Origin of the sequence: Pseudalkalibacillus hwajinpoensis (genome assembly GCF_015234585.1) — a bacterium.
GTDB classification, from domain to species: Bacteria; Bacillota; Bacilli; order Bacillales; family Guptibacillaceae; genus Guptibacillus; species Guptibacillus hwajinpoensis_B.
Genome location: NZ_JADFCM010000008.1, coordinates 1,887,670 through 1,909,744, shown reverse-complemented (window position 1 = coordinate 1,909,744; position 22,075 = coordinate 1,887,670). Strand labels below are relative to the sequence as shown.

Annotated in this window: 21 protein-coding genes, 1 riboswitch and 1 other annotated feature; of the genes, 13 read left to right on the top strand and 8 right to left on the bottom strand. The window is 39.1% G+C overall.

Annotated elements, in window-relative coordinates; all coding sequences use genetic code 11:
* Positions 1–86: 86 nt before the first annotated feature.
* Positions 87–224: a hypothetical protein gene (locus tag IQ283_RS21435; protein ID WP_194222070.1), complete on the bottom strand. Its 138-nt coding sequence runs from the start codon at positions 222–224 to the stop codon at positions 87–89.
* A 257-nt stretch (positions 225–481) separates the two neighbouring features.
* On the opposite strand from IQ283_RS21435, the gene cls reads away from it, so the two are divergent.
* Both cls and IQ283_RS21425 read left to right on the top strand, forming a co-directional pair.
* Positions 482–1,927, top strand: coding sequence for a cardiolipin synthase (gene cls / locus IQ283_RS21430; RefSeq protein ID WP_194222069.1), 1,446 nt, complete (start codon positions 482–484; stop codon positions 1,925–1,927).
* A 284-nt stretch (positions 1,928–2,211) separates the two neighbouring features.
* Positions 2,212–4,260 carry a peptidoglycan D,D-transpeptidase FtsI family protein gene (locus tag IQ283_RS21425; RefSeq protein ID WP_194222068.1) on the top strand — a complete coding sequence of 683 codons (2,049 nt, stop codon included), beginning with the start codon at positions 2,212–2,214 and terminating at the stop codon, positions 4,258–4,260.
* Between the two features lie 54 nt (positions 4,261–4,314).
* Here IQ283_RS21425 and IQ283_RS21420 read toward each other — a convergent pair whose 3' ends face one another.
* Positions 4,315–5,658, bottom strand: coding sequence for a sodium-dependent transporter (locus IQ283_RS21420; protein ID WP_194222067.1), 1,344 nt, complete (start codon positions 5,656–5,658; stop codon positions 4,315–4,317).
* A 72-nt stretch (positions 5,659–5,730) separates the two neighbouring features.
* Positions 5,731–5,934 (bottom strand) — a binding site (T-box leader).
* A 113-nt stretch (positions 5,935–6,047) separates the two neighbouring features.
* On the bottom strand, positions 6,048–7,694 hold the full coding sequence (locus IQ283_RS21415; RefSeq protein ID WP_194222066.1) for a BCCT family transporter: 1,647 nt from the start codon (positions 7,692–7,694) through the stop codon (positions 6,048–6,050).
* A 141-nt stretch (positions 7,695–7,835) separates the two neighbouring features.
* Between IQ283_RS21415 and IQ283_RS21410 the strand changes: the two genes are divergently transcribed.
* Positions 7,836–8,159 carry an MGMT family protein gene (locus IQ283_RS21410; RefSeq protein ID WP_194222065.1) on the top strand — a complete coding sequence of 108 codons (324 nt, stop codon included), beginning with the start codon at positions 7,836–7,838 and terminating at the stop codon, positions 8,157–8,159.
* A 51-nt stretch (positions 8,160–8,210) separates the two neighbouring features.
* Here IQ283_RS21410 and IQ283_RS21405 read toward each other — a convergent pair whose 3' ends face one another.
* Both IQ283_RS21405 and IQ283_RS21400 read right to left on the bottom strand, forming a co-directional pair.
* Positions 8,211–8,597, bottom strand: a complete 387-nt coding sequence (locus IQ283_RS21405) for a DUF302 domain-containing protein (protein ID WP_194222064.1) — start codon at positions 8,595–8,597, stop codon at positions 8,211–8,213.
* A 107-nt stretch (positions 8,598–8,704) separates the two neighbouring features.
* Positions 8,705–9,013: a MerR family transcriptional regulator gene (locus IQ283_RS21400; RefSeq protein WP_194222063.1), complete on the bottom strand. Its 309-nt coding sequence runs from the start codon at positions 9,011–9,013 to the stop codon at positions 8,705–8,707.
* Positions 9,014–9,274: 261 nt separating this feature from the next.
* On the opposite strand from IQ283_RS21400, the gene IQ283_RS21395 reads away from it, so the two are divergent.
* On the top strand, positions 9,275–9,538 hold the full coding sequence (locus tag IQ283_RS21395) for an HPr family phosphocarrier protein (RefSeq protein ID WP_194222062.1): 264 nt from the start codon (positions 9,275–9,277) through the stop codon (positions 9,536–9,538).
* Positions 9,539–9,627: 89 nt separating this feature from the next.
* Here IQ283_RS21395 and proC read toward each other — a convergent pair whose 3' ends face one another.
* Positions 9,628–10,458: a pyrroline-5-carboxylate reductase gene (proC, locus tag IQ283_RS21390; RefSeq protein WP_194222061.1), complete on the bottom strand. Its 831-nt coding sequence runs from the start codon at positions 10,456–10,458 to the stop codon at positions 9,628–9,630.
* Between the two features lie 415 nt (positions 10,459–10,873).
* Here proC and IQ283_RS21385 point away from each other — a divergent pair, with 415 nt between their 5' ends.
* The 6 genes from IQ283_RS21385 to IQ283_RS21360 all read left to right on the top strand — a co-directional run bounded on the left by IQ283_RS21385 (position 10,874) and on the right by IQ283_RS21360 (position 15,935).
* Complete coding sequence (locus tag IQ283_RS21385) at positions 10,874–11,842, top strand: MBL fold metallo-hydrolase (RefSeq protein ID WP_194222060.1); 969 nt, start codon at positions 10,874–10,876, stop codon at positions 11,840–11,842.
* A 12-nt stretch (positions 11,843–11,854) separates the two neighbouring features.
* Positions 11,855–12,646: an SDR family NAD(P)-dependent oxidoreductase gene (locus IQ283_RS21380; RefSeq protein ID WP_194222059.1), complete on the top strand. Its 792-nt coding sequence runs from the start codon at positions 11,855–11,857 to the stop codon at positions 12,644–12,646.
* A gap of 725 nt (positions 12,647–13,371) precedes the next feature.
* On the top strand, positions 13,372–14,019 hold the full coding sequence (locus IQ283_RS21375; protein ID WP_194222058.1) for an NUDIX hydrolase: 648 nt from the start codon (positions 13,372–13,374) through the stop codon (positions 14,017–14,019).
* A 193-nt stretch (positions 14,020–14,212) separates the two neighbouring features.
* A complete protein-coding gene (locus IQ283_RS21370) occupies positions 14,213–14,749 on the top strand; it encodes a GNAT family N-acetyltransferase (protein WP_194222057.1) in 537 nt (178 codons plus the stop codon).
* Between the two features lie 116 nt (positions 14,750–14,865).
* Positions 14,866–15,213 (top strand): DUF805 domain-containing protein, encoded by a 348-nt coding sequence (locus tag IQ283_RS21365; RefSeq protein WP_194222056.1) that lies wholly within the window; start codon positions 14,866–14,868, stop codon positions 15,211–15,213.
* Positions 15,214–15,374: 161 nt separating this feature from the next.
* A complete protein-coding gene (locus IQ283_RS21360) occupies positions 15,375–15,935 on the top strand; it encodes a GNAT family N-acetyltransferase (protein ID WP_194222055.1) in 561 nt (186 codons plus the stop codon).
* An 88-nt stretch (positions 15,936–16,023) separates the two neighbouring features.
* Here the strand turns inward: IQ283_RS21360 and IQ283_RS21355 are convergent, their stop codons facing one another.
* Together IQ283_RS21355 and IQ283_RS21350 are read right to left on the bottom strand one after the other, a co-directional pair.
* On the bottom strand, positions 16,024–16,827 hold the full coding sequence (locus IQ283_RS21355) for an SDR family NAD(P)-dependent oxidoreductase (RefSeq protein WP_194222054.1): 804 nt from the start codon (positions 16,825–16,827) through the stop codon (positions 16,024–16,026).
* 119 nt (positions 16,828–16,946) lie between these two features.
* Positions 16,947–18,602, bottom strand: a complete 1,656-nt coding sequence (locus IQ283_RS21350) for a M4 family metallopeptidase (RefSeq protein WP_194222053.1) — start codon at positions 18,600–18,602, stop codon at positions 16,947–16,949.
* Between the two features lie 520 nt (positions 18,603–19,122).
* On the opposite strand from IQ283_RS21350, the gene IQ283_RS21345 reads away from it, so the two are divergent.
* The 3 genes from IQ283_RS21345 to IQ283_RS21335 all read left to right on the top strand — a co-directional run bounded on the left by IQ283_RS21345 (position 19,123) and on the right by IQ283_RS21335 (position 21,725).
* The gene (locus IQ283_RS21345; protein ID WP_194222052.1) at positions 19,123–20,379 is read left to right on the top strand and encodes a DNA polymerase thumb domain-containing protein; all 1,257 of its coding nucleotides are present in this window, start codon (positions 19,123–19,125) and stop codon (positions 20,377–20,379) included.
* A gap of 14 nt (positions 20,380–20,393) precedes the next feature.
* Entirely contained in the window at positions 20,394–20,723 is a 330-nt protein-coding gene (locus IQ283_RS21340; RefSeq protein ID WP_194222051.1) for a YolD-like family protein, read from the top strand.
* Positions 20,724–20,885: 162 nt separating this feature from the next.
* Positions 20,886–21,725 carry an alpha/beta fold hydrolase gene (locus IQ283_RS21335; protein WP_194222050.1) on the top strand — a complete coding sequence of 280 codons (840 nt, stop codon included), beginning with the start codon at positions 20,886–20,888 and terminating at the stop codon, positions 21,723–21,725.
* Between the two features lie 193 nt (positions 21,726–21,918).
* Positions 21,919–22,022, top strand: a riboswitch (SAM riboswitch).
* Positions 22,023–22,075 lie beyond the last annotated feature (53 nt).

The window sequence follows — 22,075 nt, the reverse complement described above, 5'->3', positions numbered from 1 at the left end:
ATTGATTCAAGGAATTTGCCTCATAGTAATTAAATCAAGTCAAAGTCATAAAAGCCTTGCTAGATGAGCAAGGCTTTTATGAAGAATTATTTAGTTGGTGGCAGTTGAAATGGATTGCAGCTGATACATTTTCGAACGTCATCAGTGATTTTAAGAGGTTGATTCTTAGCTGAAGTTACAGAGGGAACAGAGCTTCCATCGAAATGAATTGGTTTACCATTCATTTAAACCCCTCCTTGTATTTGTTGCTTCTATTTTACTTTGAAAAAAGAAGAAGTGGAATAGCTTTCATGTAATATAATTCAATATTTTTTGTTTCAACTAATAAGAGAAAATGGGTAAAATCACTTAATAACGAGATAAAACATGGAAAGGATTCACTTGTTTCACAATTAATCTTAATAACAGTTTAGAAATAAGGTAAACTTAAGGGATTAGAGAGTAAAATTTGTCATTGTGGTTAATAAAGGAGTTATTATTTATGCACATTATATCGATTTTATTAGGAATATTATTCGTTCTTAATCTTGGTTTTGCTGCGCTCGTTATTTTCCTGGAACGAAAGGATGCTGGGGCCACGTGGGCCTGGCTAATGGTCCTTCTTTTTATTCCTCTACTTGGTTTTGTGATGTATTTAGTTTTTGGACAAAACCTTAGTCGAAGAAGATTATTTGATTGGGATAATATTAAAAAAGTAGGAATCGAGGATTTAATTGAGGAACAAGTTAGTGAGATCAAAAGCGGGATTTATCCATTTAGACATGAAGAAATTGCCAGACATAAAGATCTTATTTATATGCATCTTGTAAATGATGACGCAGTACTTACTCAGGATAATGCAATAAGCGTTTTTACAGATGGAGAAGAAAAATTTAACGCCCTAATTGAGGATATTGGCCGTGCGAGTGATCATATTCACTTTCAATACTATATTTTTCAAAAAGATGATCTTGGTAGGAAACTGGTAGAAAAGTTGACTCAAAAGGCACAAGAAGGTGTGAAGGTACGTGTTCTTTATGATGAAATGGGTTCAAGAAAAACAAGGAAGCGATTCTTCCGAGATTTAATTGCAGCGGGAGGAGAAGTGGAGGTGTTTTTCCCTTCTCGAATTCCATATGTCAATACTCGCTTGAATTACCGAAATCACCGCAAGCTCGTTATTATTGATGGGAAACTTGGCTATGTTGGTGGGTTTAATGTTGGTGATGAGTACTTAGGTTTAAATCCGAAGTTTGGGTATTGGCGTGATACACATCTACGAATAGAAGGAAGTGCAACGCTCGCTATGCAAACAAGGTTCCTCTTAGATTGGAATCATGCTGCTCGGAACAAAGTAGGTTATGAATCTTGTTACTTTCCTATTATCGAATCGATTGGAAAAGCAGGTGTGCAGGTCGTCAGTAGTGGACCAGATTCAGAATGGGAACAAATTAAAAATGGGTACATTAAACTTATTACATCAGCAAAACGCACCATATTCATTCAAACCCCTTACTTTATACCAGATGCAAGTCTGTTAGATGCTTTACGTATAGCGGCTCTTAGCGGGGTTGATGTGAGGTTAATGATTCCCAACAAACCTGACCATTTGTTTGTATACTGGGCAACCTATTCTTATGTGGGAGAATTACTGAAAGCGGGAGCTAGAATTTACATTTACCAGAACGGGTTTATTCACGCTAAAACCATTGCGGTTGATAGCGAAATATCTTCAGTAGGAACAGCAAATATTGATGTTCGTAGCTTTCGACTTAATTTCGAAGTAAATGCCTTTATCTATGATGAGGAAATCTCAAAGAAACTGGAGAATATTTTCATTAACGATATGAAGAAGAGTGAGGAACTAACAGAAGTGGGATATCTTGAACGCTCGCTTTGGATACGTTTTAAAGAATCAATTTCACGCTTGCTTTCTCCAATACTATAAGTTAGACCTTAATAGAAATACGTAAAGGAGTGTGTTAACTAAACACGCTCCTTTTGTTATGTCTTTATGGGGAAAAAAGCGAAAAAAGGACTGAATTGATTATATATAGCTACTTTTACCATTTGAATTGAACCATTCAAACGAATTGAATCGTCTAACTATAGAGAAAGTAAGCGTTTTTTTAGGTGTTATGAAATTGTATTTATTTTCTAATAAGGAAAAAAGTCCTAATAAACCTATGTTATGATAGTTGGGAAGATAAGGAAATGTCGTGGGGGGCCTTTATGATTAAAGAAAAAATGAAGAAAACACATGTGCCATTTCGGCTGAATATCTTATTTCTTTTTGTTTTTTTATTGTTTTCTGTTTTAATCTTACGACTTGGTGTGATCCAAATTGTGCAAGGGGAAGATTTTGAGCGAATTTCAGAGCAAACAGAAAATGTGACAGCGAAATCATCAGCACCAAGAGGGAAGATGTATGATCGATATGGAAGAGTACTTGTTGATAACGAACCAACGTTTACATTAACGTATATCCGAAATCAGAACACGAAACAGCAGGAAAGACTTGATGTAGCTCGTAAGTTAGCAGCATACATAGAAATAGATACAGATAAAGTGACTGAACGAGATTTAAAGGATTTTTGGATTATCACGAGACCAGAAAAGGCAAAGGAGAAGTTATCGGAAGAAGAATGGAATGATCTTGATTCTAAAAAAGCATATCAATTGCAAATTGATCGGATTAAAGAAGAAGATCTTAAAGAAATAACGAGTAATCAAGAGGAACTAAAAATAGCGGCAATTAAAAGACAAATGGATACTGGGTATGCGCTTTCTTCTCAGGCTATTAAAAAAGGATTAACGAGAGAAGAAATCGCAAAAGTGAGCGAGAACCTAGAAGAGCTTCCTGGAGTTGATATCTCACCAGATGCCGAACGTGTCTATCCATACGATGAAACGATGGAGACGATGTTTGGTAATCTAGGACAAATCCCTAAAGAATCTTTAGATGCTTATACAATGAAAGGCTACGACAATAATGATCTTGTAGGCATCAGCTATCTTGAGAAGCAGTATGAGGATTTATTAAGAGGGCAGAAAGCGATGAAGAAGTACGTAACGGATAAATCGGGCAAACCAATAGGTGAACCTGAGGTGACTCCAGGAAAAAGAGGGAATGATCTCGTTCTTACAGTAGATATAGATCTTCAGCAGAAGCTTGAATCGATTCTTGAAGAGGAATTAAGAAAAGCTAGAGCTCGTGGGAACCCATACGCTGATCGTGCGTATGCGATTGGAATGGATCCAGAAACGGGTGAGGTATTAGCATTTGGTGGAACAAAATATAGCTCGAAAGAAAATGAGTATATCGAGTATTCCTATGGGACCCTTTCAGAATCATATGAAATGGGATCAGCGGTGAAAGGGGCGTCCGTCCTAACGGGTTATGAAACGGGTGTGATTAGCCATGGAACAACTCTGTTCGATACTCCAATATCTATTCCTTCTACTCCAAAGAAAGCTTCATATGCAAACTTAGGGTGGGTAAATGATGTGGAAGCATTAGAAAGATCCTCCAACGTGTATATGTACCGAATCGCTATGATGATAGCAGGGTTTGATTATGTTCCAGACACAAGCGGGATTCCCTGGAATCGAGATGGCTATAATGCTGTTCGTTATCACTTCAATCAATTTGGATTAGGCAATAAGACGGGAATTGATATGCCAATTGAAACAACAGGAATCAATGGAGGCATTCAGCAAATTGGTAACTTAATGGATTTAATGATTGGTCAGTTTGATACGTATACCCCCTTGCAGATGGCTCAGTATATTTCAACGATTGCGAACGACGGGAAAAGAATTCAACCACACTTTTTAAAAGAAGTTCATGAAGCTTCAAATGTCGATGGGTTATCGAATATTATCGTGGATCAGTTCGATACAAACGTAATGAATCGTATTCAAATGAGTCAAAGTGATATAAATCGAGTGCAAAATGGTTTATGGCGAGTGACGAATGCTACCAATGGTACAGCGACAAAGTATTTTAAGGGAGTAGATTTCACTCATGCGGGTAAAACAGGGACTGCTCAGGTGTCATTCGGTAATGATAATCAGGTTAAGGGGTTTAATTTAACCTTTGTTGGCTATGCTCCTTATGAGGACCCTGAAATTGCCTTAGCCGTTGTAGTCCCTAGCTTAAGTAGTGATCGAAATGAATCAGTAAATAAAGACATAGCTAGACGATTATTTGAAGCTTATTTTGATCTTAAAGACGAACCAAAACCAGCTTCTCCTGGTGAAGAGGAAGATGCTGAATAACAGATTATGATATAACAAGAAAGCCTCACCAGATTGGTGAGGCTTTTACTCATACTACCAGATACCAAGGACATCTAACATGACGAACAAAATAAGAAGAGGTGCAACGAAGCGAATAAGAAAATACCACGTTTCAAACAATCCTTTTTTTAAGCCACTTCCACGTTTTAATTCCTCATAGAGTGCTGATTTCTTCATTTTTAATGGAACAAATAGTGAAATTAACAAAGCTCCTATTGGTAACAAAACGTTACTTACTGCATAATCAGCTAAATCAAAAATCGTTTTATTAAATAATGTCGCGTCGCTTAAAACGCCGTATGATAGGGCAGAGGGAATTCCAACAACAAAGATCGCAAGTCCGATAATCCATGCCCATTTTTTTCGTTTCTTAAGATCGCCTTTTGATATCACCGATACAATGATTTCAAGCATAGAGAAGGCGGAGGTTAATGCCGCAAATAAGAAAAGAACTAAGAATGCAATGAAAAAGAGCATGCCGAACGGTAATTGCCCAAAGACTGTCGGAAGGACATTGAACAATAGAACGGGACCAGCGCCTGCTTCAAGATCGAAAGCAAATACAGCAGGAAAGATCGCAAGACCAGCAAGCAATACAATGAAAATATTCATTGCGACAATCGAGATCGCTGAGCGTGGTAAGCTCTGCGTCTTTGGTAAGTAAGAACTGTAAGTAACCATAACGGATACACCAACACTTAATGTAAAGAAAGATTGACCCATTGCTTCAAGTATGGTTTGTGATGTGACTTTTGAGAAATCGGGTTGAAGCAAGAATAAGATCCCGTCCATCGAACCTTCTAATGTTACCGCACGAATGACAAGAATAATAAAGAGAAGAAATAATGCAGGCATCATAATTTTACTTGCTTGTTCAATTCCTTTTTCAACACCTCTTGCTACAACAAGGATCGTTAAAATAATAAAAATAAATTGTGCGAATATGCTAATAAATGAATTTGAAATGGTCGTTCCAAAAACCTGAGCGTATTCGTCTGAAGATAGTCCATTTAACTCTCCTGACACAGCTTTATACAGGTAGGCAATAATCCAGCCCCCAATAACACTGTAAAAGGATAACAAGATGAATGAAGTAATCATGCCCATAATCCCTACGCGATACCATTTTGATTCAGGAGAAATGGTTTTATAAGAATCTACCGCATTACTTTGAGCTGTTCGTCCAATAGAGAACTCTGCAAGCAAAAGAGGGAGACCGAGAATTAAGGTGAATAGGATGAAGATCAGAAAGAAAGCCCCGCCTCCGTTCTGTCCTGCTGTATAAGGGAATTTCCAAATTGCGCCAAGACCGATGGCAGAACCTGCTGCAGCTAGGATAAATCCAAGTCTTGATGACCACTGTTCGTTTTGACTCATGCTGTTTTCTCCTTTCAATTTGTATTAAATGCTGATCACGCTATGCCACAAAAAAATCGTCCCTACGTTATCCGTAGGGACGATTGTTATCGCGGTACCACCCTGGTTGTGAGATGAACTCACCACTTCATAGTATAACGATCTTCACCGTCTTTTGCGATTGCAAAAGAAGCTCCAGAAATGAATTTCACGTCCTTTTATATACCGATTCTCACCAACCATCGGCTCTCTTCAATAGGGAAAAGGTAGCTACTTAGTTTCCTTCAAAGCAGTTCAATTATTTTAGAGTTATTCAATTTTTATCATGACCAACTGAAAGTGTCAACAAGAATTTAAATATGGAAAAATAATCAATAACATGTTTTGTGTTTGAATCGGGTGCCGAAAAGTTAGTCGTCTTTTTTATCGTCTTCAAAATGCGCGTCAATCGGTCCTTTTTGCGGCTTATTTTTCTTGCGGCGAATTGTCTGTAAAATCTTTTTGTAGTTTAATGAAAAAGTCTTGGGCTCATAGTGTTCAGAAGCTTTAATATCGGCTGTTGAAGCACGCATAAACGACCAACCTAGCATAATCATGATAAATAGAAGAGGAAACCCACCGACAATACTTGCGGTTTGGAGAGTTCCAAGTCCCCCAACAAACATCAGCACCAGTGGCATTAAGCAAAGAGCAAATGCCCAGAAGAGCCGATTCCAACGGAGGGGTTCATCTTTAACCTCTTTTTGGACAACGGAAGCGAGAATATAGGAGCTAGAATCAAACGTAGTCGCAAGAAAGATGATCGCTAACACAACAAAAACGAGAATCATAAACCATGATAGGGGAAGCTGAGCAATCGTTTCAATTATCGCTCTTGGTGCACCCTGGTCATTGAGTACGTTAATGACGTCGAATTCACCTGTTAACTGCATATGAAGTCCATAATTTCCAAGGATACCAAAGAATAATAAGCTGCCCAGGGTTCCGTAACTAATGGTTCCAAGGATCATTTGTTTAATAGAACGACCTCTTGAAATCTTGGCAACGAATAGCCCGACAAAAGGTGCGTAAACAAGCCACCATGCCCAGTAGAAGACGGTCCAACTCTCGGGGAATCCAGTTTTATCATATGGACCAAGAGCATTGAATGGCTCTGTCCATGTACTCATATGAAAGAAGTTATCTAACAATAAGCCGACACTGTTCGTTGCCGTTTCAACGAGAAACCGCGTCGGACCTACTATTAAAACAAAGAGAAGCAGAAAAATCGAGAGAACTAAGTTGATATCTGATAGCACCTTAATTCCTTTCTTTAATCCTGAGTAGGCACTAATAGCAAAAATAGCTGTGACCAGAATAAGAATCATCGTCTTTAAGCCCATTGTTACTCCAATACCTGTCAGAGCATCGATTCCTTCAGCGATCATAGGAGTTCCAAGGGCAAGCGTGGTACCTGCTCCCCCAAGGAGTCCAAACATGAATAGAACATCAATAATAGTCCCTAAAGGTCCATCAACAAGGTTTCCGATTAAGGGTCTTGTCGCTTCACTTATTTTGAGAACGGGTTTTTTACGAACATAGTAGAAATAAGCCATAGGAAGAGCGGGAAGGGTGTAGATCGCCCATGCGATTGGTCCCCAGTGGAAGATTCCGTATGTACTTGCCCATAGGATAGCTTCTTCTGTTCCAGGCTCCAATCCAAACGGTGGTCCTTGATAATAATAGGCCCATTCGATCGTTCCCCAATATAAAATACTTGATCCTATTCCTGCACAGAATAGCATTCCTGCCCAAGAAAAATTATTGAATTCAGGACGTTCTCCTTCTTCACCTAATCGCACGCGTCCATTATCACTGAACGCGACATAGATCAAAAAGAAAAAAATACCGAGACCGACAATTAAATAAAGGACACCAAATTGGGTTGTAACAAACTCATTTGCTTTATCGACGAATTCCTTTCCACTCTCGGGAAAAAGAGTAAGTGGGACGGTAACGAGCAGTAATAAACTTAAAGCACCTAGAAAGGTAGGCCAATCAATTATTCGCTTATCCATTACATTTAAACTCCTTTGCAATAGCGGACTAAACTTAGTTTCTAGCGCGAACATTTTTTTATACAACGCTTTTTATTTTTTGGAATTACGTCGGTTTTGTTATAATAAGTGGATAGAAAGTGACATTAGAGGGTGAAGTATTTGGAGCCATTTACTGAGAAAGTCGTTTCGATTATTAGTAAAATCCCATCTGGTAAAGTGATGACATATGGACAAATCGCAAAGTGTGCGGGAAGTCGAAGAGGAGCAAGACAAGTGGTTAGAATTCTCCATTCAATGAGTCAGAAGTATAAACTCCCATGGCATCGTGTGATCAACGCAAAAGGGGAAATTGGTATCAAAACGGAAGAAGGCTCTATTGATCAGAAAATGTTGCTCGAAGGAGAAGGGATTGTCTTTCTAACTAATTCAAAAGTTGATTTAACTGTCTATCGCTATGAGCCAGCTCTGCGAGACAATGGTTAATAAAACAAGAAGGTGTATCTCTAACGAGATACACCTTCTTGTTCAGTAATTCTATTTGCTTTTATCAATACATGAAACAAGGCGCTTTTCAATGTCAGAGCCAATATCGCTTAAGTTGTCATCACCCGTTAAATTTAATAATGTTGTTGGCTTGGGCATCCCTATTTTAGTTTGACCATCTTCTTCATATACAACAATTTTACATGGGAGAAAGTACCCAACTAATTTGTCTTCATTTAGAACGCGTTCAGCCTCTTTAGGATTGCAAACTTCTAGAACACGATAAGGTGTATGAAAGTCCATTCCTTTTTCTTGTAACTTAGCAGATAGATCGAAATCCCATAATACACCGAATTTTTCTGTCTGAAGTTCCGTACTTAAATCAGAGACTGCCTGTTCGACTGTTTTGGATGTTTCAACTGTGTAATGAAAACTCATTTAGAAGACCCCCTAAAATAAATATCGTTATGCTTTATTGGTATACCCGGCATCGTATATTTTAAACGAGTCCATATGAAAAAACAGGCGTTTGTCGCCTGTTTTGTTTATTTCGTCATTTTGAAAGCGGCATTTAGTTGACCACGAATCATTTCATCTCTGATTTTATCTTTGTCTTTCTGCTTTTCTTTCTTATATAGCTTTTTGATTTCAAATGTTTGCATACCATCTTCAATTTGATTGGCGATATCCATTAATTTCTCTACATCCGTAAATGAAAATTTTCGAGTTCCGCCACCAGATCGTTCTGGCAAGATTAGTCCTCTTTCTTCGTAGTAGCGGATTTTTCGTAAAGATAGTCCCGTTAGTTCACTAACTGAACCGATTGGCAGAACTTTTTTATCTTTGTATGACATCTCCAGTCACTCCCTGTGGATATATTCATAATGCAGCTACCGCTACATATACTATTGAAGTCTTCTAAACTGGCAATCTACTATGATTATAGCATAGGCGCTAAAAGATAATGCATCGCATGTTAGAATACCTAACATAGGATATGTATTTTTCGCAAAGAATGTGTAAGGAAAGGTGCCATAAGACTTGCGGATAGCCAAAGAGGGTGTCAATATAGAAATGTGCAAACGGTTGTATATATTACTAAGGAGGATGTTGCAATGGTATATAAAGAAACCGTTTTGATCACAGGTAAAGTGACAATGACCTTTTTAATGGATTTTGTCAAAAGTGCGAACGAGTTTAGTAGTTATATTATTGTTGAAGTTGAAGGAAGACGATTAAATGCTAAAAGTATATTAAGTATGGGACGGTTAACAACTCATTTTGGGCCAATGAAAATTATTGCAAATGGACTCGACAGTGAAGAGGCTTTATATCACTTGAAAAAGAGGTGTGAAGTTGTTCAGAAGAAGAGTGTGTAAATAGATAAAGAGGGCTTTAAAGTAATTAAAATGGCGCTCTATTTTTGTTTGCCCGGACATTGTACGAATGTCCGGGTTAGTTTAGCTAGTTATTTTTGTTTCTCAAACGCTTTTCCTAGCTCTTCTGCTTTATTAGTTGCGTCCGTAATACAAGACAATATTGCTCTTTCGAATTGATATTCCTTTAAAGAAGTTATTCCAGCTTGTGTTGTTCCTCCTGAACTTGTAATTTTTTCTCTTAATAAAGTTGGAGATTGATTAGTGCGACGGAGCATGTTTGCGGCTCCATTCATTGTTTGAAGCAGCAGCTCGCGTGCTGTATCTGGGTCTAGGCCATTTTGAATCGCAGCTTTTTCCATGCATTCAACCATATAGTAAAAATAAGCTGGGCCACTACCAGATAACCCTGTTACAGCGTTCATTTTATCTTCTGTAACCTGTACAACACTTCCGATTGTAAGGAATAAGTTTTCGGCAAATAACAGGTCCTCTTTCTGAGCGAAATGACCTGGAGAAATCGCTGTTGCGGATAATCCAATCATAGCTGATGTGTTAGGCATAGCTCGAACGATAGGTGTGCACGTTCCAATAGCCTCCTCAACATAAGAGGTTGTGATTCCGGCGAGTACAGAGATAATAAGATGGCTCTCATTAATATATGGTTGAATATTTTTTAAGGCGGTTTCTGCGTCAGCAGGCTTCATGGCGAGGATGATTACTTTATTGTTCTTTAATAGCTGCTCTATGTTCTGTGTAGTTTGCACATTGTATTTGTCTTTAAGTTCTTTAAGGCGATCCAAGTTTGAGCGGTTCATCACAACAATTTGATTTGCATGAATAAATTTTTCTTTGATCATACCTTCGATCATGGCTTCTGTGATCGATCCGGCACCTATGAATGCGATGGTGTGTTTCTTCATCTTACTCATCCTTCCATATAAAAACGCCCATTCGTCTTTATTTAAAGGACGAATGGGCGTTATCCGTGGTACCACCTTCATTTGATATCATAGCGATATCCTCAAGTACCCTGTAACGTGGGAAGCGGCTGTGTTTTCACAGCAGGCTCCGGGGCAGGTTCAAAGTAGGCGAAGTGAAGGAATTTTTCAGCCGGTGAATTCCTCTCTCTGACGCTTACCTAGTCTTTTACTAGTCCCGTTCAAAGCCAATACGTTCAATCTAATTTTACATAGTATGCAACGAACAGGGAGAATTGTCAATACCTATTGTCGGAAAATTCAAATTTAATTATCTTGCTATAATGACAAATAGAGGGAAGAGCGGTAGAATAGAATTAGTTCATGCAACGAAAGAAAAGTAGAGGTGGCGGGTAATTTGAATATAACGAAAGCTGACGTTCTTTCAATGACGGTACCAACACCATTTGCAGTTGGCCCTGTTAATTGTTTTTTAATAAAAGGAGATGTGCTGACGCTTGTAGATACAGGTCCGCGAACACCTGAGGCACAGCGAGAACTCAATAAGCAGTTGAAAAATTATGGTTATGCGTTGGAGGATATTGAACAAGTAGTACTAACTCATCATCATCCAGATCACATTGGACTGGTTGGGGGTATGATGGAAAGAGGAGTACGTGTGCTTGGACATTGGAAAAATGATCGCTGGCTTCAAATGAGCGATTCTTTTTTGAAAGAAAATGATACATTTATGACAAGTATCTATCGAGAAGCGGGCGTGGCTGATCAGTATTTTGATCATGCTCGCGACACGCGTGATTATCTTGCTTTTACAGATCGAGCGAAGTGCGATATCCATCTATCAGAAGGGGATGCCGTGCCTGGATGTTCAGAATGGACGGTCATGGAAACTCCTGGTCATGCACAAAGTCATATTTCTCTATGGCATAAAGAAACAGGAACGATGATCGCTGGCGATCATCTTATTAAGAAAATCTCATCTAATCCGCTTCTTGAACCGCCCTATGTAAAAGGAACAGAGCGTCCAAAACCACTCATTCAGCAGCGTGATTCTTATCGGAAAACGTTAGATGCTCATTTGCAATATGTATATACGGGACATGGAGAGCCTATTTTAAATCCGGATGATTTAATTAAGGAGCGCCTAAGGAAGCAAGAAGAACGCTCTGATAAAGTAGCGTTGCTCTTGCAAAAACAGCCGCTAACTGCTTTCGAAGTATGTAAGGAATTATTTCCAGGTGTTTATAAGAAGCAAGTGGGCCTTACACTTTCAGAGACAATTGGTCACTTAGATTATTTAGAGTCGGAAAATGTCATCGTGAAAATAAAGGATAAAGAACAAACTTATTATCGGTATAATCTGTAAGAGGAGGAACTAATGAAAAAAATAAAAAACAAAGTAATCCTGATCACCGGAGCGTCAAGCGGTATAGGACGACAGCTAGCTGTTGACTTAGCTAGAAAAGGCGCTAAACTCATCCTCGTTGCTCGTTCCGAAGATAAATTAATGGACGTTAAGAAGCAAATCGAAGAAAGTGGAGCATACCCTCCAGCTGTATGGAGCCTGGATGTAGGTGACCGTAAGCGGGTTGATCAACTATTGCCTTCTTTGCTGAAGGAAATGCCACCTATAGACGTATTAATTAATAATGCGGGATTTGGGAAATTCGATGCTTTTGTAGATGCAGATATGAAAGATATTGAAGCGATGTTTGATGTGAACGTATTGGGACTGATGCGCTTTACATCTCATGTGCTGCCTCGGATGATTGCAAAAAGACAGGGACACATTGTTAACGTAGCATCACAGGCAGGTAAACTTGCTACTCCAAAATCCTCCGGTTATTCTGCTTCCAAGCACGCTGTGCTTGGCTTTTCGAATAGTTTAAGAATGGAAATGAAGGAACATAACATCTTTGTTACTACAGTTAACCCAGGTCCAATTAATACAAGCTTTTTTGAGACAGCAGATAGTAGTGGGACTTATATTAAGAATGTTGAAAAAATGATGTTATCTTCAGAGAAGGTATCAAAGGAAATCATAGCAGCTATTGAAAAGGGTCGACGAGAAGTCAATCTCCCAGGCTGGATGAACGTAGGAGCAAAACTTTATCATACTGCCCCAGGCGTGGTTGAAAAAGTGGCGGGGAAGTTTTTTGATCAAAAATAATGAGTTGTTTGAAGAGCGCTTTTAAAGTGCTCTTCTTTTTTTAGGTTTCTTTTCTAGGAGCCGTTCGTTCATTTGCCCCTGCCTAAGGTTAAGTGGATCGAGGATGATGAAAATATAGGCACTAGTGGTGTTTTCATTAGAAAGAGCCACTCTTTCTTTCGTAGAGAGAAACAATATGCCCGCTTCACGTAACCGAGTTCATCGCCGTTTTTTCTTCTAACTATCCATTTGTTAGCGAAAAACGTAAAGGCTCCCTCCATAGTAACGTCTCCATTGCCGTCTTCTATTTCGACTTTAGAAGAGAACGCGCTTCTAAGGTTAAGTGCCCCTACCGTCTCGCGATGGCTATTGTAGATGTCTGTTCTTCCTGCCGAAAAAAAAGTTATCCGAAAAAAATAATTGATTCATACTAATCATCACTCCCTCCTCCATTTATACGATTAATACAGTAGAGAAGTTTCGGAATAATCTAGCTTATTAGATATGTGAATGGAAACGTTGATGAAAAAATAATTGTAGTCAATAGTAAGAATGCTAAAATAAGGAAGAGGATTTTGCTGAAATAGAAGTTTATCTATCCAGCTAAAGATAAGTCTCTTTTTTCAGAGATTGTTGTTTTTGAAAGAATTTTTGTATAAAGAAGCACACTGAGCTGATTGGAGCGGAAATCCCTCTCAGCAACAATGTTTACAAAAACAGCTAAAGATAAAAAGTGAGGGTGTAAAATGGAAAGTGAACAAGTAAGGATATTTAATGAGAATAGAGAAGTGATCGGCATCGCATCTCGAGAAGAGGTACATAGAGAAGGTTACTGGCATGAGGTTTTTCAATGCTGGTTTGTGCGGATCGAAAATGGTGTTAGAAAGATTTACTTTCAGCTTCGAAGTGATCGGAAAAAGGATTTTCCAGGGCTGTATGACATCACAGCGGCTGGTCACTTAATGGCTGATGAGTCTGTTGAAGACGGAGTGAGGGAAGTCGAGGAAGAGCTCGGAATTGGTGTTTCCTATAATGAATTGACCCCGCTAAAGGTCATAAAAGCTTCGATTAAAAAAGACCACTTTTTTGATAATGAAATCGCCAATATCTTCCTCTATGAGTGTAATCAGCCATTGGAGAAGTTTAAACTTCAAAAAGAAGAAGTTTCTGGAATCGTACAAGCTGATTTTGATCAATTTTATGATCTTTGGTTGGGAGAGCGGGATGAAGTGGATGTAAAAGGATTTTGCTTGAATGACGATGAAGAGAGAATAAACGTGAATGAAAAAATCAATAAACTTCATTTTGTGCCACATGAAGTCTCTTATTATCAATCGGTTGTGAAGGAGATAGAAAAAAACTTCACACAGAGTGAAGATAATCTGAGGAGGTAAAAGGGGTGTCCAAGAAGAAAATCGGGTAATGCTGTCTTATTACTTCATTCTTTGGTTCTTCATAAAGTATGGTCCAGCCGAGCCAATGGTAACTTGTTTTCCCTACCTTCAGGCTTGTTATTGGGAATAAAGATTAAAGTTTCTGCAACGGGAGAAATGCACCACTAAAATCGATCAAGTAGGAGAGCAGAATATGAAAACAAAAACCTTACCTTTTGTTACGATTAGAGAACTATCTCTATTAGATGTTGAAGATCGCTATCAATGGTGCCTGGATCGAGACGTAACGAAGCATCTGAATATGCCGGCGAAATATCCTCCTTTTACACGAGAAGAAACAATGAACTGGATTCAAATGTGCATCACTCGAAAGAACGGGTATGAGCAAAGAGCTATTGTAACTGGTGAAGGTCAACATATTGGCTGGGTAGACTTAAAGAATATTGATCAGTTAAACGGTCATGCAGAGCTAGGGATTGCCATAGGTGATAAACGCTATTGGGGGAAAGGTTATGGGATGAGCGCCTTAAAAGCTATGCTTCATTTAGGGTTTACGGAACTTAGTTTAAATAAGATCTGGCTAAGAGTAGAAGTAGATAATGGTAGGGCAATCAAGTCTTACAAGCAGTGTGGCTTTGTTGAAGAAGGAATATTGCGCGAGGATCGGTATAGAGAAGGAAAGTATGTGGACCGGGTTAGAATGAGTATTTTGAGAAGAGAAGTGAATTAGCAGATTTTATATCCAATTATTGATTTGTTTACCTAATATTGTTAGCCTTTATGTTATACTGTTTTGTATGAAAAAGGTACTAATCTACTAAACTTATTCGCTAAAGGAGAAGCAGTATGAACTGGTATTTGAAAGTATTAAAGAATTATGTGAATTTCCAAGGAAGAGCAAGGCGTAAAGAATATTGGATGTTTACTCTTTTTAATGTTATTTTTTCTATTGTCTTAACGATAGTAGAGTCTCTAGCTGATATTTCCCCATTTTTGACAAGTATTTATTCATTGTTCATTATTTTACCATCGCTTGCTGTAACTGTGCGTAGATTGCATGACACTGGAAGAAGCGGTTGGTGGGTGCTCATTGGACTTATTCCTCTAATTGGTAGTATTGTCATTCTGGTCTTCACTTGCTTAGATAGCGATGTAGAAGAAAACCGTTTTGGGATAAATCCTAAAGTAGTATAGTTAGCTCAATTTCAATTATTCTGATCTCATTTGAACCGCTAATCTCCTTGATTGGCGGTTCAAATTCTAGTTGAAGGTGAAAAGTTAATCGCTTGTTCCATCTTATTTGTAAATCTCCTTCTTTTTGAGGGAATGTCTTTACTTACGTCGGAGGGATAGAAATGAATCCAATCTTAATGGAAATTGAAACAGTACTTGAAACAGAACGATTAATGTTAAGAATGCCTGAATACGGGGATGGTAAAATAGTTAATCAAGCCATTCAATCTTCTATAAGTGAACTGAGGCCCTGGCTTGGCTTTGCTAGAGAAACGCCGACTCCTGAGGATACAGAGATTAATACACGAGAGGCGCATATTAAATTCCTAAAGCGTGAAAGTTTAAGGTTCCTGGTGTTTTTGAAAGAAACAAATGAGTTTGTTGGATCCACTGGGTTTCATAACATTGAATGGGATGTTCCAAAGCTTGAAATTGGGTATTGGGTGGCTACGAAGCAAAGTGGTCATGGCTATATGACTGAGGCCGTTCAGAAACTTACTGAATATGCACATCAGGACTTGAAGTGCAGAAGGGTCGAGATTAGATGCGATCGAGAAAACGAGCGAAGTCGTGCGATTCCAGAACGATTGGACTATGATTTCGAAGGAACTCTCAAAAACGAAGATATGTCGATCGACGGAACACAGATAGCAGATACTTGTATCTACGCGAGTATTACTTAATGGCTTCGTGAATGCTCAAATAAAAGATGACTCATGCTTTCTTCAAGCATGAGTCATCTTTTATTTGTAGATAATTTCTCCAAAGCACCTAGCGCATAACGCTTCCACCTGAAATTTTGAGCGATTCGCCAATAATGTTTTCTGACGCATTTGAGAGAAGGTAAATGATGCTATTGGCGACTTCTTCAGGCTGCGTAATTCTTCTAGATGGCATTGCTGCTTCTACAGCCTTTAATTCTTCCTCAAAGCTTTTATTCTCTCTCGCCCCTTTTGAAGCAATACTATTTCGGCCCATTTCTGTATCAACGAAGCCGGGACATACTGCGTTAACTCTAATTCCATCACGGATAGCCTCGTGGGCAAACGACTGCGTGAAGCCAGTTATAGCAAACTTTGAAGCGCTATATGCCGTGTTACCAAAAGTTCCTCTAAGACCTGAGAGAGAAGAGAGGTTTACAATCGCCCCTTTCTTCTTATCCTCACGCATTCGCTTATACACAAGTTGAGTCAGTAAAACAGTCGAGGTATAATTTAGCTCCATTACTTTGCGAAGATCTTCTTCTTGTAATTGATCAAGCGTATTGCCGCCGCCAATTCCTGCTGAGTTAACTAACCCCGTGATGCTTCCGTTATATTTAATCGCACTTTCGATAAGGGTATAACGATCTTTCTCATTGTTTAAATCAGCGGGAAGAACAGCAACTTTTGCTTCCGCCACTAACTCATCGCACTCCTGCTTCAGCTGAGTTAATTTATCCTTATTTCTTCCAGTTATCGTAATCGTAGCACCGGCTTGTACGGCGGCCTTTGCGGTTTCATATCCAATACCACCCGTGGCTCCGGTAATGAGAACATGTTCATGCTTAAGCGTATCCTCTTTGAAAATTCCCATTCGTCCTTCCTCCTTCCTCCTTTTAAGGTCTAGCACCACCCTTTTACCCGTTTGAATACTTATAAAACCCTGACATAACGAAAAGACAGGTAGCCATTGGCTGCCTGCCTAACTTCTTTCTATTGAACTCCAACCGCATTAAAAGCCTGTTTTACAGATTGAACTTCTGAGCTTCCGCTTCCATAAAGATCAGTTGCAGCTTGTACTGCTGCTGCTCTCATCTGACTAAAGTTTGAAGAAGCGGTTAAGTATTGCGTAAGGGTGCGGTAGTAAATAGCGCCGAGTTTGTCTTTTCCAATTCCTGATACGGTTACGCCATAGAATGTACCGCCTTCACTCAGCAGATAAGCTGCTTTGTTCATGATGCCACTGTTGATATGAACGCCGCCATTATCTTGAGAACCAGTATAGCGGACAGAGTAATGATCAGGGTCTCCGAATTGGGATGGATCTGACATTGAACGAAGAGCATCCCCGGATGTACCTGGTGTATAAATATCTTCTCCGATTAACCAGTCAGGGTTATTGCTGTCGTAGTATTCTACAAGCGTTCCGAATACATCAGACATGGATTCATTCAGTGCTCCTGATTCATTTTGATAAATTAAGTCAGCTGTTGTATCAGTGACAGCGTGTGTCAATTCATGAGCAACTACATCTTCACCACCTGAAAGGGATACAAAAGTTGAGCCATCTCCATCACCATAGACCATTTGGCTTCCGTTCCAGAACGCATTATTGTAGTTACGTCCGTAATGTACGGTGGACTTTAGTGGTGAACCGTTTCCGTCATAACTATCTCGGTTGAAGACATCTTTATAATAATCATACGTCGCTCCTGCATAGTAGTGAGCGTCGACTGCCGCCGCGTCATAGCTTGCGTTAAAGGCGTTATCCGAATCCGCCCATAAAGAGCCTGGCAGTTTTGTGCGATTTGCCGCATCATATGTTAAGATTCCGCCACCTCGCGTAGTGTCTTTCAAGTAATAAGTTGAAGAGGAGAGGAGCGTATTGAACGTTTTTTGATCACCAAGTACACCAGTTCCACTTGCCGTCTTAATTGTTCCGGTAACATTATCGCCACCACCTGGCTTGCCAACTCCTTCTTTTTTTGCTTCGTGTAGGGCGTTGAAGCTTGTTAGAACTTCACCACTTGTTGCATCAATTATGTATTGCCAGTTACCCGGTTCAGGCGAGAGGAAGTTCAAGGTCACATGGTAAGCATACGTTGCAGACTCTCCCTCGGTATAGACGACAAGGTTGGATTCGGGTTTTTGTTCATAGGCTGGTGAAAAACCGATATCTTCTTCTGCTTTTTTAACGGCGTCCTGTTTCTTGAATTTTGTTGCTTTTTTAAGCTCTTTCTTCGACCCAAGGTCTGGAATAACTGTACCTGATACGGCTGTTAAAATACCACTTTCATCAACATGAGCCGTTTGAGTTGAACCATAAACAGGTGTTCCTTCATGAAGTTGTTGTAATCGAAAAACCGTGAAACCAAGATCGTCTTTTTCTTTTGATAGGATTTTAAAGGAATCCTTAGCAGAAGATCCACTAAACTTGTACAGGTTTTTCTGTTCGTTCAAGTAATCAAATAACACTTGATTGGCATTTTGAGAGCTTGCTTTTGTTAGTTTTCCTGAAACAAAAGAAGGTGTTCCTGTTTCTTTATTCATATTCGTATCTGCTGCTGCAAATGTTGAGGATGGTGCGAGCATGGTACTAACGAGCCCCACTGATAAACCGATTGAAAGTAAATTTTTTTTCTTTCCCATTCTATATCCCCCTCGTGATTAAGATGAGCTAACATTATCATAAAAGGTTTAATATTCAAACTATTTAAACTATTTTGATATTTAAGACCTATCCTTTTGGATATAGTTATAGGGAGATATACCTGTTATTAAAAAGGGGATTGGTTCTTTAGACTCAGTAGGTCGTGTGCTCATAAACAAGGACGTGAATGACCATGTGAAATGGAATATACTGGTTCTTTTTCTGTGCGTTTAGAGATTGATGCGCGAGTATTTCTACATCCCTATCTGTTAATGGAACAAGTGTAGGATCTCTAATCGGTATGTGCTTTGATGACTAACTTTCGAGTGTATAGCGTTAAGTTCATTATCGTTCTTCTTCCGGTATTTTTTCGTTACTTTAGAGAAAAGGGTGATGCTAAGTGAATCGTTTTATGATTGGAAGAAAGTACTTATTGTAAAGGGAACGTATATTCGGTTAAAATACGGGTATACATAAAGGGAACAAATGTTCTTTCATTTAGGAGAAGGGGGGATACAAATGGATTATTCTAAATTTCCAAAGAAAACAATCCTATGTATTGATATGAAAAGTTTTTATGCAAGTTGTTCAGCAGTAGAGATGGGGCTTGATCCACTTACGTGCTATCTCGCGGTTGTTGGTGATACCGAGCGACAGGGAAGTGTTGTGCTGGCGGCGTCTCCGGCACTAAAAAAGGAATTTGGAATACGAACAGGGAGCAGACTATTTGAAATTCCAAATAACAAAAACATTCGTATCGTTAATGCGAGAATGTCTTCATATTTGAAACAATCAATGGAAATAACGAGGCTTTTTCATCGTTATGTACCATCAGAATGTATCCATACGTATAGCGTTGATGAATCGTTTTTGCAGGTTGATGGGACAGAACGACTTTGGGGAAACAAATTTGAAGTAGCTCACAAGATCAAAAATGAAATAAGAGAGACATTCGGATTACCATGCGCCATAGGGATCGGGCCAAATCTTTTAATGGCAAAGCTTTGTCTTGATCTGGAAGCGAAAGAAAAAGGGATTGCAGAATGGACTTATGAAGATATTCCTAAAAAACTCTGGCCGCTTTCCCCGCTAAGTCAAATGTGGGGTATTGGATCGCGTGTCGAGCGAACGTTAAATCGCATGGGGATTATGAATGTAAAGCAGCTTGCGCATTACCCGCTACATCTACTAGAAGAAAAGTTCGGTATTATGGGAAATCAGCTCTATCATCATGCGTGGGGCATCGATCTTTCTGAAATGGGTGCGCCGATTATGCAGGGACAGATTAGCTATGGGAAAAGCCAAATTTTGTTACGAGATTACCATGACGAAAAAGACATTCAACACGTCATTCTTGAGATGAGTGAAGAAGTTGCAAGACGTGCGAGAAAAGCCCGGAAGGCAGGGCGTACGATTAGCCTTGGGATTGGTTATAGCAAAGAAGAAGGCGGGGGTGGCTTTCACCGTTCAAGGAGTATCCACAGCCCGACTGCTATTACGCTCGAAATATACAATGTATGTCTTCAGTTATTTGAGGAGTTTTTTGAAAGAAAAACGGTTCGTAAGATTTCCATTACCCTTTCAAATATTTGCAATGATGAAGAAGTGCAGTTGGACTTATTTAATGCGTCACGCCCAAAGCAGCGGGATCTCGGATATGTGATGGATTCGATCCGGGAGAAATATGGCTCAGATGCGCTGCTTCGTGCCGTTTCATACACAAAGGCCGGTACGGCACTGCATAGAAGTAAACTTGTGGGTGGTCATAAAGCATAGAAGGGGGAAGAAGCGTGATTCGTGATCGCGGAAATATAAAATGGACATCAATGATGTTACCTGAGCATGTGAAAGAGCTAAGAGATTGGAAAATCGAAGAAAAAAGAAGTGAAAAGCCGGTACTTGATGAACAAAAAATGGCGAAAATGAATGAAACGATATGTGAAGCAATGGCCATTCACAACTCGCTTTGTTTTCAATATTTTAGTGGAGGAGAAATGAAAACTCTCTTTGGATATGTGCACTATGTAGATCCACTTACGAAAGAACTGCGTATTATTGACCATAATGAAAAAAGGACAACGATAAAGCTGCTGGACCTTGTGCACGTAGAGTTAGAATGAAAAAAATGGAGTATACTCTCGGTTGTAAAAAAAAGTTTTTCATTTCAGGATTGGGGTAAAATAAGTATAAAGTCAAACCTGAATAAGTGAGACCATTCTTTCTGGTTAGAAACGAAGAGTAAATCAGATCAGATGAATTCAAAATCCGGAGTGAGATGAAAGATGCTATTAGCTCAAAATCTTAAACAAAATACGGAAAAGATCAAAGGAATTGATATTCACTATGAATACTATAGAAATGACACAGCCGTCGATCGGCCAGTATTAACGCTTCTTCACGGTTTTCTATCGTCGAGCTTCAGCTTCAGAAGATTGATACCATTATTAACAAAGGGATATACTGTTGTTGCCATTGATCTTCCTCCGTTCGGAAAAAGTGAAAAGTCTAATCGTTTTGTCCACTCTTATCATAATTATGCGGAAGTGGTGGTTGAACTTTTAGAAAGACTTTCAATTGATCATACTGTTATGATCGGCCATTCTATGGGTGGGCAAGTAGCAATGAGAGCCTCGGCTATGAAAGATGATCTCGTTAGTAAGAATATTTTACTGTGCAGTTCAGGATATCTTGAAAAGGCTAAACAGAGTCTAGTGTATACATCGTATTTACCTTTTTTCTCGGTATACTTGAAAAGGTGGCTTTATCGAAAAGGTGTCAGAGGAAATTTGCTTAATTGTGTTTATGATCCTTCCCTTATCGATGAAGAAATGATGGATGGATATATCCAGCCTTTCTTCAATGAGGGTATCTTTCGGTCATTAGTTAGGATGATTCGAGATCGCGAAGGAGATTTGTCAGAAGTTGAACTAAATCAAATTCATACACCTAGCCTACTAATATGGGGAGAAAATGACAGAGTTGTGCCGTTGAAAATTGGGAAGCGTCTCAGTAACGATCTCCCCAATGCTAAACTGATCATCTATGAAAAAACCGGTCACCTTCTACCAGAAGAAAAACCGGAATCGATTATGAAGGATATTGAGCGGTTTTTGGGAAAATAAAGATTGATCTATTGCAAAAATTGGTAGTCATACAAAGCTTGAACCAGACTAGTTAATCAGGTAAACTCCTTTAAGGATGAGGAGTTTATTTTGATGCAGTTAATCAAAGTTGACTCATCAGAATAATGCGTGATAAAGTAAAGCTCGTTATGAAAAAGTAAAATGAAGCATGCGCTCATTGATAATTGTATATTTCTTATTAAGAGAAGTGGAGGGACCTGGCCCAAAGAAGCTTCAGCAACCTCTGATCATCAGAAAGGTGCTGCTTCCAGCAAGAGAAATCTTGAGAGATAAGTGCAAAAGCCTTCTTCTCTTGAAGTGGGCTTTTTTTATTGAGACAGAATAAAAGA